The organism is Methylobacterium sp. FW102-HT35C08, from assembly GCF_058790235.1.
Map to the genome: position 1 here is coordinate 116,206 of NZ_JBYTCL010000002.1, position 13,743 is coordinate 129,948.

Annotated in this window: 17 protein-coding genes; 9 read left to right on the forward strand and 8 right to left on the reverse strand. The window is 68.1% G+C overall.

Annotated elements, in window-relative coordinates:
- Positions 1-32: 32 nt before the first annotated feature.
- From AC3WSN_RS00660 to AC3WSN_RS00680, 5 genes are all read right to left on the reverse strand, one after another.
- The gene (locus AC3WSN_RS00660; protein ID WP_492535636.1) at positions 33-629 is read right to left on the reverse strand and encodes a GNAT family N-acetyltransferase; all 597 of its coding nucleotides are present in this window, start codon (positions 627-629) and stop codon (positions 33-35) included.
- 185 nt (positions 630-814) lie between these two features.
- Positions 815-1,081: a 50S ribosomal protein L27 gene (rpmA, locus tag AC3WSN_RS00665; RefSeq protein ID WP_091781540.1), complete on the reverse strand. Its 267-nt coding sequence runs from the start codon at positions 1,079-1,081 to the stop codon at positions 815-817.
- A gap of 88 nt (positions 1,082-1,169) precedes the next feature.
- On the reverse strand, positions 1,170-1,484 hold the full coding sequence (gene rplU / locus AC3WSN_RS00670; protein WP_192706930.1) for a 50S ribosomal protein L21: 315 nt from the start codon (positions 1,482-1,484) through the stop codon (positions 1,170-1,172).
- 189 nt (positions 1,485-1,673) lie between these two features.
- A complete protein-coding gene (locus AC3WSN_RS00675; RefSeq protein WP_192706931.1) occupies positions 1,674-2,078 on the reverse strand; it encodes a hypothetical protein in 405 nt (134 codons plus the stop codon).
- 114 nt (positions 2,079-2,192) lie between these two features.
- Positions 2,193-2,816, reverse strand: a complete 624-nt coding sequence (locus AC3WSN_RS00680) for a YceI family protein (protein WP_492535638.1) — start codon at positions 2,814-2,816, stop codon at positions 2,193-2,195.
- 133 nt (positions 2,817-2,949) lie between these two features.
- Here AC3WSN_RS00680 and ruvA point away from each other — a divergent pair, with 133 nt between their 5' ends.
- The 8 genes from ruvA to AC3WSN_RS00720 all read left to right on the forward strand — a co-directional run bounded on the left by ruvA (position 2,950) and on the right by AC3WSN_RS00720 (position 9,178).
- On the forward strand, positions 2,950-3,567 hold the full coding sequence (gene ruvA / locus AC3WSN_RS00685; RefSeq protein WP_492535639.1) for a Holliday junction branch migration protein RuvA: 618 nt from the start codon (positions 2,950-2,952) through the stop codon (positions 3,565-3,567).
- 187 nt (positions 3,568-3,754) lie between these two features.
- Positions 3,755-4,027 (forward strand): (2Fe-2S)-binding protein, encoded by a 273-nt coding sequence (locus AC3WSN_RS00690; protein ID WP_373622315.1) that lies wholly within the window; start codon positions 3,755-3,757, stop codon positions 4,025-4,027.
- Between the two features lie 44 nt (positions 4,028-4,071).
- A complete protein-coding gene (gene bfr / locus AC3WSN_RS00695; protein ID WP_043380322.1) occupies positions 4,072-4,569 on the forward strand; it encodes a bacterioferritin in 498 nt (165 codons plus the stop codon).
- 114 nt (positions 4,570-4,683) lie between these two features.
- Entirely contained in the window at positions 4,684-5,481 is a 798-nt protein-coding gene (gene dapB / locus AC3WSN_RS00700; protein ID WP_492535642.1) for a 4-hydroxy-tetrahydrodipicolinate reductase, read from the forward strand.
- 14 nt (positions 5,482-5,495) lie between these two features.
- Positions 5,496-6,134, forward strand: coding sequence for a 2,3-bisphosphoglycerate-dependent phosphoglycerate mutase (locus AC3WSN_RS00705; protein ID WP_492535644.1), 639 nt, complete (start codon positions 5,496-5,498; stop codon positions 6,132-6,134).
- On the forward strand, positions 6,135-6,788 hold the full coding sequence (locus AC3WSN_RS00710) for an alpha-ketoglutarate-dependent dioxygenase AlkB (RefSeq protein ID WP_492535646.1): 654 nt from the start codon (positions 6,135-6,137) through the stop codon (positions 6,786-6,788). It abuts the gene before it with no gap.
- Between the two features lie 44 nt (positions 6,789-6,832).
- Positions 6,833-8,134 (forward strand): DUF817 family protein, encoded by a 1,302-nt coding sequence (locus AC3WSN_RS00715; protein ID WP_492535647.1) that lies wholly within the window; start codon positions 6,833-6,835, stop codon positions 8,132-8,134.
- 75 nt (positions 8,135-8,209) lie between these two features.
- A complete protein-coding gene (locus AC3WSN_RS00720) occupies positions 8,210-9,178 on the forward strand; it encodes a hypothetical protein (protein ID WP_492535649.1) in 969 nt (322 codons plus the stop codon).
- A gap of 4 nt (positions 9,179-9,182) precedes the next feature.
- On the opposite strand, the gene AC3WSN_RS00725 is transcribed toward AC3WSN_RS00720, so the two are convergent.
- From AC3WSN_RS00725 to AC3WSN_RS00735, 3 genes are all read right to left on the reverse strand, one after another.
- Positions 9,183-10,802 carry a gamma-glutamyltransferase family protein gene (locus AC3WSN_RS00725; protein WP_492535651.1) on the reverse strand — a complete coding sequence of 540 codons (1,620 nt, stop codon included), beginning with the start codon at positions 10,800-10,802 and terminating at the stop codon, positions 9,183-9,185.
- 156 nt (positions 10,803-10,958) lie between these two features.
- Positions 10,959-11,381: a hypothetical protein gene (locus AC3WSN_RS00730; RefSeq protein ID WP_492535652.1), complete on the reverse strand. Its 423-nt coding sequence runs from the start codon at positions 11,379-11,381 to the stop codon at positions 10,959-10,961.
- Between the two features lie 136 nt (positions 11,382-11,517).
- Positions 11,518-12,312, reverse strand: a complete 795-nt coding sequence (locus tag AC3WSN_RS00735) for a hypothetical protein (RefSeq protein WP_492535654.1) — start codon at positions 12,310-12,312, stop codon at positions 11,518-11,520.
- Positions 12,313-12,658: 346 nt separating this feature from the next.
- On the opposite strand from AC3WSN_RS00735, the gene AC3WSN_RS00740 reads away from it, so the two are divergent.
- On the forward strand, positions 12,659-13,696 hold the full coding sequence (locus AC3WSN_RS00740; RefSeq protein ID WP_492535656.1) for an aspartate-semialdehyde dehydrogenase: 1,038 nt from the start codon (positions 12,659-12,661) through the stop codon (positions 13,694-13,696).
- Positions 13,697-13,743: the final 47 nt, after the last annotated feature.

The following is a 13,743-nucleotide window of genomic DNA, read 5'->3' on the forward strand; positions in this document are numbered from 1 at the left end:
CGCCGGCCATCGCCGGCTCCGCGGGGCTGCCCTCAGGCAGCCTCCGTCATCGCGGGCTCGGATTCCAGCATCTGCCACCGCCGCCTGTCGAGGCCGAAGCGATCGACCGGCAGATCCGCGCCCCGAGCCGGAAACGGCCGCAGGCCGGTGCCGACATGCTGGAAGCCGCACGCCTCTAGGACGCGCCGGGACGCCGGGTTGACGCTGCGCGCCGAAGCCGCGAGCTCGGTTCCTCCGGCATAGGCGAAGAAGGCGTGGCACAGGCTCGACACCGCCTCGCGCATCAGGCCGCCCCCCCAGTACGGCTTCCCGAGCCAGTAGCCGAGTTCCGGCACCCGATCAGGCCCGACCTCGATGCTGACGACGCCGATCGCGGTCGCAGGGGCCGCGCGCCGCGCGAGGGCGAGAGTCAGCGCCGACCCGTCCGCGTTCTCCGAGCGCGCCTGCAGCAGAAAGGCATCCACCACGGATGCCGGTAGCGGGTGTGGGACCCGCGCCAGCATCTCCGACACGGCCGGATCCCCGGCCAGCTTCAGGATCGCGTCGCGGTCCTTGGCGGCCGGCCAGCGCAGCCACAGCCGGCGGGTCTCGATCCGGAAGACGTCATCACGGGTCAGATCGGGGAACATCGTGCCCTCGCTGGGCAGCGCACCCGGCTTCGGGGCACTGCCTCAAGACGACGAAGGGGAGGATGGCGTCCCATCCTCCCCGGTGTTCCGTCCGATCCGGCCCGTCAGGGGCTCGGCAACGACGTCTCCGGTCCGGTGTGGGACACCGGGCGGGACGCCAGCTTCGCCTCTCGGGCGCCCGCCTGTTATTCCGCGGCCTCGGCCAGCGGTGCTACGGCTACGAAGGCGCGCCCGCGGCGCGTCTCGAAGCGGACATGGCCCGGTACCAGCGCGAAGAGCGTGTGGTCCTTGCCCATGCCGACATTGGCGCCGGGATGCCATTTGGTGCCGCGCTGGCGCACGATGATGTTGCCCGGAATCACGGCTTCCGAGCCGAACTTCTTGACGCCGAGGCGCCGGCCTTCCGAGTCGCGACCGTTGCGGGACGAGCCGCCAGCCTTTTTGTGTGCCATGGGATGAGCTCCGAATTCTGATCTGCTTGGATGCGGTCGCGGATCGGGTCCTCAGGGACCGTGACGCGCCCAGCGCTTGCGCCGTGCCTCAGGCCGAGATGCCGGTGATGCGCACGACCGTGTGGTCCTGCCGGTGACCGCGCTTGCGGCGCGAGTTCTGCCGGCGGCGCTTCTTGAAGGCGATGACCTTCTTGTCGCGACCATGGCGCACGATCTCGCCCGTGACGCTGATGCCCGACAGGGTCGGGGCGCCGACCTGGGTCGCGCCGGCGCCGTCAGCGAACAGAAGGACCTCGCCGAAGGTCACGGCCTCGCCGGCTTCGCCCGTGAGCGACGCGATGGTGATGGTGTCGTTGGCGGCGACGCGGTACTGCTTACCGCCCGTCTTGATGACTGCGAACATCGTTCTCTCGTGTTCTCGAACGGCCTCCGGGGGGCTGCCCCTGGACCGGCTTCTTGTTTGAAGTCATTGCGCGGGCTTGAGCCCGGACAACGCGAAACGCGCGGACCTCAGGAGAGGCCGCGCGCCATACGGGGTCACTACGGGCGCTGCGGCGTCGTGTCAATCCTCACGGCCGGCTCGCAGCACGGATCAGCGGATCGGTGCGCCGGTGGCCAGGACGCCTTTGGCGATGGTCCCCTGCGGGCCGAAGGCAGCCAGAGCCTCGGCGCACCAGGCCTCCCGGCCATCGGCCGCGAGCTGCTGCCGAACCTGCGAGGCCCGCGTGCGCAGCTTCTCCTCCAGCACAGCCTCCTGACCGGGATTGACCCGGGCCGCGAGGCGCAGGGTCGTGAGCTGCCCGGCCCTGACCTGAACGCCCGGACAGGCCTGCTCGGCGATGATCGTGGTTGAGGCCGCGGCGGCGTAATTGTCGAGGGGCGAGAGCGGGCTGGCCGGCGCGCTGGGAACAGCCGGCGGCGGTGCCGGCACCTGTGCGCTGGCCGGGCCGACGAGCGTGAGAGTCAGGATGACGCCGAAGAGTCTCGTACCCCGCACCGCTCGGATCTCCCTGATGCAACCGACACGCGCGGCTATCCTTCCGCAGCCACCCGCGGTGGCGGCTGACTACACCCGTGCCGCGGCGCCGTCACGGGCCGGCCTTCGACCGCGTCAGGGCGCGGCCTTGAACTCCCCTTCGATCCGCAGGGTCACCTCATCGCCGAGTTGCGGCAGATACGCGTTGATGCCGAAATCGGAGCGCTTGATCACGGCCCTCCCATCGAAGCCGACCGTGTAGCGCTGATCGACCGGGTGAATGCCGGCCTGATTGAAGGTCGCGTCGATGGCGAGCGGCCGGACGGTGCCGCGGAGATTCAGGTCGCCGGTGATCCGCGCCGTCGTGGGGCTCGTCGGCTCGATCTGGGTGGCCTTGAAGGTGGCGTTCGGGAACTTGACCGCATCGAAGAAATCCGGCGCCGCGAGATGCTCGTTCAGCCGCGCGCTACCGGTGATGACGCCGCCAAGCGGCACGGTGACGTCGAGGCCGCTCTTCTCCGGCGCCTTCGGATTGAGCTGCAAGGTCCCGGTCAGGCCGGTGAACTGGCCGTAATAGGTCGAGTAGCCGAGATGGGAGACCGACCACGTGATTTTGCCGTGATCGGGATCGAGCACGTAGGTGCCCGGTCGCACCTGGGTGGGATCGGCACTGGGGCCCACGGGCGGTGCGGGATTGTCCGCCGCCTGGGCCGGAGCCAGGCACAGCAGCCCGATCAGGGCAAGAAATGGCACACGCATGGTCGTCCCCCCGTGCCGGCCAAGCTCGGCCCGCGCAGCAAACCTGATTTCATGAAGTCCAGGCCGGCTCAAGCACGTCTGGCGGAGGCGGTTGCGCTTCTGTAGGCATCCCGGGTTGGCGGACAGGCAAGGCATGATCGGCAAGCTCAAGGGAATCGTGGACTCGTTCGGCGAGGATTTCGTCATCCTCGACGTCTCGGGCGTCGGCTACATCGCGCATTGCTCGGCGCGGACGCTCCAGCGCATGCCGAAGGCGGGCGAGCCGGCGGAACTGTCGATCGAGACTCATGTTCGCGAGGACATGATCCGGCTCTACGGCTTCCGCTCCGATGCCGAACGGGAATGGTTTCGTCTGCTCCAGACCGTCCAGGGGGTCGGGGCCCGCGTAGCCCTGGGTGTCCTGTCGGCCCTTGAGCCGGAGGCGCTCGCCAACGCAATCGCCACGGGCGACAAGACTGCGATCAGCCGCGCACCGGGCGTCGGACCCCGGCTCGCAGCCCGGATGGCCGCCGAACTGAAGGACAAGGCCCCGGCTTTCGCTCCGGTGGATCCGTCGCTGATCGCCCTGACCGACGCCGTGGGCGCGGGCGCCGCCCCGCAGCCCGTGGCCGACGCGATCTCGGCTCTGGTCAATCTCGGTTACCCCCAGGTCCAAGCCGCCACCGCGGTCGCCGCCGCCCTCAAGACCGCCGGGGAGGAGGCCGAGGCCAGGGTGCTGATCCGCCTGGGCTTGCGGGAGCTCGCGCGCTGATCCGTTCGCGACGCCGTCCGTGCCGAATCGATGACTTGACCCGGACGGGTGCGGGTGTCATGTGCAGCGCTGGCCAGTAAATGATTGAAAAGTCAGCTACTTTTCAAAGTTTCTAAACTGGCGGATGTGCCCGGTTCGGCCCAGTGAGGCTGCGACTGGCTCGGAGAAGGCGGGATCTGCGGCGCGCATGATCGTCTGTTCTTGCAATGTCATCTCGGACGGCGCGGTGCGCGGTTGCCTCTCGCCCGGCCCCGGTTGCCCGCGCACCCCGGCCCAGGTCTATGCGTGTCTGGGCTGCAGCCCGAAATGCGGCCGCTGCGCCCGGACCATCCGCTCGATCATGGAGACCGCCCTGGGCCAAGCTGCGCAAGCGGAGAGCAGCCATGCCTGCACGACCGCTTGCGCAAGTGCGTGTAGTTTGGTGAAATTCCAAACTGCGGATGAGGGAGTCGCGGCCTGATGCTTCTGCCCCCCGCCTGAAAACACGGTAAGGAGTACGGGGGCATGAAGGGCGACACCAAGGTCATTGAGTACCTCAATCGGGGTTTGCGCAGCGAGCTGACCGCTGTCAGCCAGTACTGGCTGCATTTCCGGATGCTCAATGACTGGGGCTACGTGGAGCTGGCCAAGTTCTGGCGCAAAGAATCGATCGAGGAGATGAACCACGCGGACCGGTTCATCGATCGGATCCTGTTCCTCGACGGCTTCCCGAACCTGCAGGAACTCGATCCTCTGCGCATCGGTCAGAACGTCCAGGAGATCCTGGATTCCGATCTCGCCGCCGAGAACGAGGCCCGCAGCCTCTACCTCGAGGCCGCAAAGTACTGCGATTCGATCAACGACCGCGTGTCCAAGCGCCTGTTCGAGGATTTGGCCGAGGACGAGGAGGGTCACATCGACTTCCTCGAGACGCAGCTGGAGCTGATCAAGCAGATCGGCCTGCCGCTCTACGCGCAGAAGCATATCGGCGGGCTTGAGCAGATCGCCCCGGAGAAGGAATAACTGCGCGGGCGCCCGTCATGATCGCGGTGGATCGGGCGCCCGACAGACGGCACGCGGCGGAGCGGGCCTCCTCGGCCCGGGCCCCGCGAACCTTGTGACGGAGTTGGAAACCGGATGCGGCTCGTAGTGGTCGGCGCCGACGGGCGCATGGGGCGGATGCTGGTGCGCGCTGTGGCGCAGGCCGAAGGCTGCACCCTCTCGGCGGCAATCGAGCGCGAGGGCTCTCCGGCCCTCGGGCAGGATGCGGGCACGCTGTCCGGCCTGTCGCCCCTCGACGTGCCGGTGACCGACGATCCCCTGGCAGCCTTCGCGGCGGCCGACGGCGTGCTGGATTTCACCGCGCCCGCAGCCACGGTCGCTTTCGCCGAGCTCGCGGCCCAGGCCCGCATCGTCCACGTCGTCGGCACGACCGGCCTGTCCGAGGACGATTTCGCCAAGTTGCGCGCCGCGTCCTATCACGCCCGAATCGTGCAGTCGGGCAACATGTCCCTCGGCATCAACCTGATGACCGAACTGGTGCGGCGCGTGGCCAAGTCGCTCGGCGACGAGTTCGACATCGAGATCTGCGAGATGCACCACCGCATGAAGGTGGACGCGCCCTCCGGCACGGCGCTGATGCTGGGCGAGGCCGCCGCGGAGGGCCGCGGCGTCGATCTGAAGGCGGTCCGGGTCTCGACCCGGGACGGGCATACCGGCGCCCGCAAGCCCGGTGACATCGGTTTCGCCACGCTCCGGGGCGGCAGCGTCGTGGGCGACCACAGCGTCATCTTCGCCGGCACCGGAGAGAGCCTCACGATCAGCCACCACGCCGGCGACCGCGGCCTGTTCGCGACCGGTGCGGTGAAGGCCGCGCTCTGGGCGCATCCGAAGCCGCCGGGCTTTTACACGATGGCGGACGTACTCGGCCTGTGACAGGCGGTGCGGACATGGAACGGCTCCTCGTCCTCGTCCGGCACGGCCAGAGCGCCTGGAACCTCCAGAACCTGTTCACCGGCTGGCGCGACCCCGACCTGACGGAGCGCGGCGTGGCCGAGGCCCGCGCGGCCGGGCGGGGGCTGAAGCGGGAGGGCTACAGCTTCGACGCGGCGTTCACGTCGGAGTTGGTGCGGGCACAGCGGACCTGCGCCCTGCTGTTGGAGGAGATGGGCCTTGGCGATCTCGCGGTTGTTCGCGATCGGGCCCTCAATGAGCGCGACTACGGCGAGCTCTCGGGCCTCAACAAGGACGATGCTCGGGCCCGCTGGGGCGACGCGCAGGTCCATGCCTGGCGGCGGTCCTACGACGTGCGTCCACCTGGGGGCGAGAGCCTCAAGGACACGGCGGCGCGGGTGCTGCCCTACTACATTACCGCGATCCTGCCGCGGGTCATGGCCGGCCAGCGGGTCCTGGTAGCGGCCCACGGCAACTCGCTGCGCGCCCTGGTGATGGTTCTCGACCGCCTGGACGGCGACACCGTCACGGACCTCCAGATCAGGACCGGCGTCCCGCTGGTCTATCGCCTCAACGCCGACACCACGGTCGCCGCCAAGACGGTGCTTGCGTGGGACGGCGATGCCGGCCCCTGAGTGGCGACCGAACTCGCGCCCGGCCTGATCCATCATCCGGGCTTCCTCGACGCGGCAGCCCGCGCGCGTCTCGCCGCCGAGATCGCCGCGATCCTCGAAGCCGCCCCGCCGGTCACGCCGCGCATGCCCCGCACCGGCAAGCCGTTCTCGGTGCGGATGACGAATGCCGGCGCCCTCGGCTGGGTCTCGGACATCAGCGGCTACCGCTACCAGCCGACGCATCCCAAGACGGGGCACGCCTGGCCGCCTCTGCCGCCGACCGCCCGCGCGGCCTGGGAGGCGCTGGCGGCTTATCCGGTCCCACCGGAAGCCTGCCTGATCAATCTTTACGCGCCGGGGACCCGCATGGGCCTCCACCAAGATCGGGATGAGGCGGATCTCGCGGCGCCGGTCCTGTCGCTGTCCCTCGGCGCCGCCGCGCTGTTCCGCTACGGCGGCCTGAACCGCTCCGATCCGACCCGCTCGATGCGCCTTCGGACCGGAGATGCCCTGGTAATCGGCGGCGCGTCGCGGCTGATCTACCACGGGATCGACCGGCTCTACCCGAGCGCCGACCTCCTCGACGAGGAGGTCGGGCTCGCCTTCTTGCCGCCGGGCGGTCGCTGCAACTTGACCCTTCGTCGGGTCACGGCAGCGGGTGGGGCGGGTCGTTGACGTCAGAGCCTGACCGCGAAACGTCCGACGTATCGGCTCCGCCGATGAGCGGGGTCAGCGCAGCGGCGCAATGGCCGGCGATCGGGCGTTTCATCGCCGTTGAGGCGCGCCTGCAGGCGGCTGTCGTCGCGCATGGCCGCTTCACGGCCGGGATCTATGAATTCGTGCGCTTCGGGCTGAAGCAGGGCTGGGCCTGCCTTTTCGGCGGCCTGCTGTTGGCGCTGATGCTCGGCACACGCTTGGTCTGGCCGGAGCACGCGCCAATCGCCCGGTACGACGCGCTGTTCCTCGCGGCTGTGGCGCTCCAAGCCATCCTGTTGCGGCTGCGGATGGAGACGTGGTCCGAAGCCAGGGTGATCCTGGTCTTTCACGTCATCGGCACGGCGATGGAGATCCATAAGACGGCAATCGGAAGCTGGGTCTATCCGGAAGCGAACGTCTTCCGTCTGGGTGGCGTCCCGCTGTTCACGGGATTCATGTACGCGGCCGTTGGCAGCTATCTCGCTCGCGTGTGGCGCCTTTTCGACTTCCGGTTCAAACGGCATCCGAGCCTGCGCCTGTTGGCGCCGCTGTCGGTGGCGATCTACGTCAACTTCCTCACCGATCATCTTGGCTACGATCTGCGCGTTCCACTCCTTCTCATCGCCGCGGCAGCGTTCGCCCCCGCGATCGTGTACTTCAAGATCTGGCGACAGCACCGCGCGATGCCGCTGCTGCTCGGACTTCTGCTCGTTGCGCTGTTCATCTGGTTCGCGGAAAACCTGGGTACTCTTTCGGGAACTTGGCTCTATCCGAGCCAGAGGCATCACTGGTCGATGGTTCCAGTGGCCAAGCTCTCCTCCTGGTTCCTGCTGATGATCGTGTCCTACACCCTTGTCGCCCGGGTGAACGGGGTCGCCTGCTGTTCGGCCGCGACCCCGATGACGGCATTGTCACGCCTCCCGGCCGCTCGTTGGACGCACCTCGGCCTCGCCATTGCTGTGATCGGGCTGAGCCTTCTGCTGCGGGTGGCGGCCTGGCATCTGCCGCTCCCGGTTCACCATTACGGCGGCGGCATTCTTTGGGGTGCGATGGTGTTCCTGCTCGTAGCCGCCCTGCGTCCGGCGCGATGGGGCCTGCGCGGCTGCGTGATCGCCGCCGCGATCAGTGCGGCGCTCATCGAAACGAGCCGGCTGATCCACACCGCAGCCCTGGACGCGTTCCGATCAACGGTGGCCGGCCAGCTCCTGCTCGGCAACATCTTCTCCGTGTGGAACTTCGGAGCTTACGCCGCCGGCATCGGTGCGGCCGCTCTGCTGGCGGTTTCCCTTCATCGTGATCGCAGGCGCTCCGCGCTGCCGGCTTGACAGATCGAACTGCCGGGCAGACCCATCGCCTGCGGGCTAACCCCAAGTTGGGTTCACCAGGAGAACCGGTATTCGATGCTGATGCGCAACCTGATGCTGCGTCTCGGACGGGTTCTCTGCGCCGCGGCGCTGGCGGCCAGCCTTGGCTCCGCCGCCCGTGCCGCCGACGCCGTCTTCCCGCCGGGCTCGCGGTTCGGCTTCGAGCCGCCCGCCGACATGGTGCTGTCCCGCCGCTTCTCCGGATTCGAGCGGAAGGAGGGCGGCGCGACGCTGTCGATCGTGGAACTACCCGCGAACGCCTTCGCGGAACTCGTCAGCGGCTTCACCGACGCCAACTTGCTGAGCCAGGGCTTCGCGGTCGAGAAGCGCGAGGAGGTCAAGATCGGCGACAACGAGGGCATGCTCTACACCGGTGAGCAGCCTGCCGATCCGAACGCCTCCGCGCCGGCGATCCGCAAGTGGATCCTCGTCGTCGGCACACCGAGCGTGACCGGCCTCGTGATCGCACAGGCGCTGCCCGACGCCGAGACCGAAGCGACGATGCGCAAGATGGTGACCGGCGTGACCCTGCGGCCGGCCCTGAGCCTGACTCAGCAGGTCGACGCGTTGCCGTTCCGCATCGCCGACCTGGCAGGCTTCAGGCCGGTGCGGGTTCTGGCGGGAAACTCGGTCCTGCTGACCCAGGGTCCGAAGGACCAGATGCAGAATCTGGAGCAGCCGATCCTGGTGCTGGCCCAAGCCGTGCAGCAGCCGCCGACGGCGGAGCAGCGGGACGGCTTCGCCCGGGCCGCCCTCGCGTCGAACCAGACCCTCAAGGATTTCGTGATCGAGCGCTCGCAGAGTTACCGCTCGAACGGCGTCGACTGGCACGAGATCGTGGCCCGCGCCATCGACCAGCCAACCAACGTGCCGGTGGTCGTCTCGCAGACCATCCGGTTCGCGCCGGACGGCTACCTGCGCGCCCTCGGGGTGGTCCGCGAGGATCAGCGGACCGGTGTGCTCGCCAAGTTCCGCGAGGTGGTCGACAGCGTGCAGGTGAAGTAGCGCCTCACCACACCACAGCCTGGCCGTCCCGACGCGGATCGCTCGCCGCGACGTAGCCCTCCACCGCCGGGTCGCCCATCCGCCAGATGAACTGGCCGGCTCCGAAATCCTGGTAGCTGTCCTCGATCACCTCCAGATGGTGGCCGAGGGCCTTCAGGCGGTCGAGGGTTGCGGCGGGCATCGCCGCCTCGACGTTGATGTCGAGGCTCTCGTTCACACGCCACCGCGGCGCATCACAGGCCGCCTGCGGATTCTGGCCGTGATCGATCATCCGCACCAGCGTCTGGACGTGACCCTGGGGCTGCATGTTGCCGCCCATCACACCGAAGCTCATCACCGGCGCGCCGTTCTGGGTGAGGAAGCCCGGGATGATCGTGTGGAACGGGCGCTTGCCCGGCGCCACCACGTTCGGGCTCGCCGGATCGAGCACGAAGCCGTAGCCGCGGTTCTGCAGCGAGATCCCCCAACCCGGGACGACGACGCCGGAGCCGAAGCCCATGAAGTTCGACTGGATGAAGCTCACCATCATGCCGGATTCGTCGGCCGCGGTGAGGTAGATCGTGCCGCCAGCGGGCGGCTTGCCGGGTCCGAACACCTGGGCACGATTGCGATCGATCAGCTTCGCGCGTTCAGACAGATACGCGGGATCGAGCATCGCCTCCGGCGTCACTTCCATGCTGCGCGGGTCGGCGACGTACCGGTAGGTGTCGCTGAAGGCGAGCTTCATGGCCTCGATCTGGAGGTGCTGAGACTCGGGACCGTCGACCGGCAGGCCGGCGAGGTCGAACTGCTCCAGGATACCGAGCGCGATCTGCGCCGCGATGCCCTGACCGTTCGGCGGAATCTCGTGCAGCGTATAGCCGCGATAATCCTTGGCGGTCGGCGTCACCCATTCGGGCCGGAAGGCCGCCAGGTCGGCGGCCGTCATGGCCCCGCCATGAGCCCGCGCGTGTGCGGCGATCGCCTCGGCGATCTCACCCCGGTAGAACGCCTCGCCCTTGGTCTCGCCGATCAGCCGCAGGGTCTTCTCGGCACCCGGGAACGTCACCAGCTCACCGACATTCGGGGCGCGGCCGCGCGGCAGGAAGAACTCGGCGAAGCCCGGCTGACGAGTGATCGCCTCCACACCGGCGGCAGCCGCCCATTTCTGCTGCACGACGACGGGGGCGAGGTAGCCGCGCTCGGCGATGCGGATCGCCGGTTGCATCAGGTCTGCGAAGGGGAGGCGGCCGAAGCGTTCGCTGAGCGCGACCCAGGCGGCAACTGCACCGGGAACAGTGACGGAATCCCAGCCGCGCATCGGCGGCCGTTCGGACGCCCCGTATTTCCGCAGGAAGTAGTCCGGATTCCAGGCTGCCGGCGCGCCGCCGGACGCATTGATACCGTGCAGCGCCTTCCCATCCCACAGAATGCAGAAGGCGTCCGAGCCGAGCCCGTTGCTGCAGGGTTCGGTGACGGTCTTGGCCGCGGCCGTCGCGATCGCCGCGTCGACGGCATTGCCGCCGGCCTGAAGCATCTGAATTCCGGCCTGAGCAGCCAGTGCGTGCGAGGTCGCCACGCAGTTGCGGCCGAACATCGGCATGCGCAGCGACGGATACCCGAACACCCAGTTGAACGGCTTCATGTCATCGATCCCGTCGCGGCGGCAAAGATGTCGCCGCGACGATTGGCATACAGGATTACCGACGCCGATGAAGGCGAGAGGGGCCCGGATCACAAACGAAAAGCGCGGACCCTAAGGCCCGCGCTCCGCACCGTCAGCCGATGAGGCCGGGTGATCCTAGTAGGGACGGCCGTAGAGCGGCGAGGTCGGATCCAACCGGTCGACGAAGGAGAGGTCTACGTTCCGGATCGCCGACGAACGGGCGCCGATGAACGGGCCGTTGGTGATCGGATCCGGCAGGATGCCGCGGCCGAAGCGGTCGGTCGGCCCGTAGGGCGGGTTCAGCTGGTTCGAAGCCGCAATCAGGTAGGGGTTCAGGGCGGGATTGCGAGAACCACCGGCACCCGGAACGTTCGAGGTCAGCGGCACGTTGCCGGCATCAAGCCAGCTGCGCGGGCGGACGCGGATCGGCAGGGGCCGGCTGACCCGGTAGATCGGACCGGCAACGAAGCCGTCCTGGGCTTGGGCCGGCGCCGGGACCGCGGCGCCGAAGCCGGCAGCGGCGATGACGCCGAGAAGGGCGATCTTGAGCGAGCGCATGGCCAACCTTGTCTGAGAGTGGCATCAATATGGCGGTCGAAGCTTAACAGTTCGCCGCCTTTGAGAAGAAGACGCTTGAGCGAGGCTGTTGTTCCAGCGAAACGGTCGAGCTTGTGTGTTTTGCCACACTCCAGCCTCATTTCTTAGATCGCGCCCTCTGAGCGATTGATCCTGTTCGGCTTGCTGCCTCCGCGGTGGGTTTGGCGAAAGCGCAGGCGTCGGCGTTTCTAGGCGCCGCCGAGAAGGCCGCGGTCGTGTCCAGATCGGCAAGGTCGACGAGGCTGAGCGCGTCGATCGTGCAGGCGACGGTTTGTGCCTCCGGCGGTTGCCCCAGCGGTGCGCACATCCACCCATCCAGGCGAAAAGCCGCCTCTCGGGTCACGAAGCCAGTGCACGTGCGCCGCGACGCACCGCCGAGAGTCACCTCAAGAAGCTCCACGGCCCCGAGCTTCGTGTCGATCCGGCCGTACGGGCCGGTCCGAACCACGGACAGGGCAGCGCGGCCGATCTCGGGACCGGCAGCGGCGCGCCGGGCGACGAGCACGAAAAGGCTCGCCAAGCGTTCGGCGGACGGACCGCGCGTGAGGGTGACCCGCAACGTGGGGGCCTCCATCGTGTCGAAGTCTCCGCGTGTCAGCGAATCTTCACGCTGGCCCGTCCGAGTGTCGACTCGCCCGGAAGCGACCCGAACCGGGTCGGAGCCTGGTTCCGCCAATCCGAACTGCGCGACCGAAGCAGGGGGAGGGGCCTGAACAGCTGGCTTCGTCGGGACGAAGGACGTCGGGGGGCGTGCGGCACCGGAGGTTTCGACGTTCGTCCGCGCGTAGAACGACAAGGCCGTGATCACGGCTGCCGCGAGGGCGAGCTGCGCGCTGGCGCGCAGGACCGACAGCCTCGGCCGGTCGGCATTCGGCCCGGCGTCGCGGATCACGTCGTCTCGTGTTGCCCTGGTCAGCATGGCACCCCGTGCGGACGGCTGTTCCGTCAAGCCGCAGCGAGGTTGGCCGGGAAGGATTACATTCCCTTTCCCTCCGACCCGGTCATCACCGGCTTCGTTCCTGTAGGGTGAATCAGTCGTTGACCGGGACGCGGCCTTGACACCGCCGTGCCATCGGCGCCTTGCTCAACGCGGCCGTCGATCCCACCTCCTGCGAGGACGGGATCTGCGGCCGCGCCCGTTTCACGGGCGCCGTCCGGCACGAACGATCCTTCGGCCGAATTCGCTGGCAGGAGCGCGGCACCCGGATCAATCGGGGTTTTCCGCGCGGAGACGAGAGATGGGTTACAAGGTCGCCGTCGTCGGCGCCACGGGTAACGTGGGCCGCGAAATGCTCGATATCCTGGCCGAGCGGGCTTTCCCCGCCGACGAGGTCGTGGCTCTGGCCTCGCGCCGCAGCCAGGGTCAGGAGGTCTCCTACGGCGACAAGACGCTCAAGGTCAAAACGCTCGACACGTACGACTTCTCCGACACCGACATCTGCCTGATGTCGGCCGGCGGTGAGGCCTCGAAGGAGTGGTCGCCCCGCATCGGCCAGCAGGGCTGCGTGGTGATCGATAATTCGTCGGCGTTCCGCTACGACACCGACGTGCCGCTGATCGTGCCCGAGGTGAATGCCGACGCTGTAGTCGGATTTACCAAGCGCAACATTATCGCCAACCCGAACTGCTCGACCGCGCAGCTCGTCGTCGCGCTGAAGCCGCTTCACGAGGCGGCCACGATCAAGCGCGTCGTGGTCTCGACCTATCAGTCGGTCTCCGGCGCCGGCAAGGAGGCGATGGACGAGCTGTTCAACCAGACCCGCGCCGTGTTCACCGCCGGCGAGATCAAGCAGGGCGGAAGGTTCACCAAGCGCATCGCCTTCAACGTCATCCCCCACATCGACGTGTTCATGGAGGATGGCTACACGAAGGAAGAGTGGAAGATGGTCGCCGAGACCAAGAAGATGCTCGACCCGAAGATCAAGCTGACGGCCACCGCCGTCCGCGTCCCGGTCTTCATCGGGCACGCCGAGGCGGTGAACGTCGAGTTCGAGCAGCCGCTCTCGGCCGAGAAGGCCACCGAGATCCTGCGCGCCGCCCCCGGTGTGCTGGTGATCGATAAGCGCGAGAACGGCGGCTACATGACGCCCCACGAGGCGGCCGGCGAGGACGCGACCTACATCTCGCGCATCCGCGAGGACGCGACGGTGGAGAACGGCCTGAACTTCTGGTGCGTCTCCGACAACCTGCGCAAGGGCGCCGCCCTGAACGCGGTTCAGATCGCCGAGGTCCTGATCAACCGCAAGCTGCTGAACCGGGCCAAGCACGCCGCGTAAGGCCATTCCCCCTCCCGCCGGGAGGGGTCCCGGATCCGGATTCGTGG

Bases quoted from the DNA above. Each gene is read 5' to 3' on its own strand.
- AC3WSN_RS00660 (WP_492535636.1), bottom strand. From the start codon at position 629: ATGTTCCCCGATCTGACCCGTGATGACGTCTTCCGGATCGAGACCCGC.
- rpmA (WP_091781540.1), bottom strand. From the start codon at position 1,081: ATGGCACACAAAAAGGCTGGCGGCTCGTCCCGCAACGGTCGCGACTCG.
- rplU (WP_192706930.1), bottom strand. From the start codon at position 1,484: ATGTTCGCAGTCATCAAGACGGGCGGTAAGCAGTACCGCGTCGCCGCC.
- AC3WSN_RS00680 (WP_492535638.1), bottom strand. From the start codon at position 2,816: ATGCGTGTGCCATTTCTTGCCCTGATCGGGCTGCTGTGCCTGGCTCCG.
- ruvA (WP_492535639.1), top strand. From the start codon at position 2,950: ATGATCGGCAAGCTCAAGGGAATCGTGGACTCGTTCGGCGAGGATTTC.
- AC3WSN_RS00690 (WP_373622315.1), top strand. From the start codon at position 3,755: ATGATCGTCTGTTCTTGCAATGTCATCTCGGACGGCGCGGTGCGCGGT.
- bfr (WP_043380322.1), top strand. From the start codon at position 4,072: ATGAAGGGCGACACCAAGGTCATTGAGTACCTCAATCGGGGTTTGCGC.
- dapB (WP_492535642.1), top strand. From the start codon at position 4,684: ATGCGGCTCGTAGTGGTCGGCGCCGACGGGCGCATGGGGCGGATGCTG.
- AC3WSN_RS00705 (WP_492535644.1), top strand. From the start codon at position 5,496: ATGGAACGGCTCCTCGTCCTCGTCCGGCACGGCCAGAGCGCCTGGAAC.
- AC3WSN_RS00715 (WP_492535647.1), top strand. From the start codon at position 6,833: ATGAGCGGGGTCAGCGCAGCGGCGCAATGGCCGGCGATCGGGCGTTTC.
- AC3WSN_RS00720 (WP_492535649.1), top strand. From the start codon at position 8,210: ATGCTGATGCGCAACCTGATGCTGCGTCTCGGACGGGTTCTCTGCGCC.
- AC3WSN_RS00725 (WP_492535651.1), bottom strand. From the start codon at position 10,802: ATGAAGCCGTTCAACTGGGTGTTCGGGTATCCGTCGCTGCGCATGCCG.
- AC3WSN_RS00730 (WP_492535652.1), bottom strand. From the start codon at position 11,381: ATGCGCTCGCTCAAGATCGCCCTTCTCGGCGTCATCGCCGCTGCCGGC.
- AC3WSN_RS00740 (WP_492535656.1), top strand. From the start codon at position 12,659: ATGGGTTACAAGGTCGCCGTCGTCGGCGCCACGGGTAACGTGGGCCGC.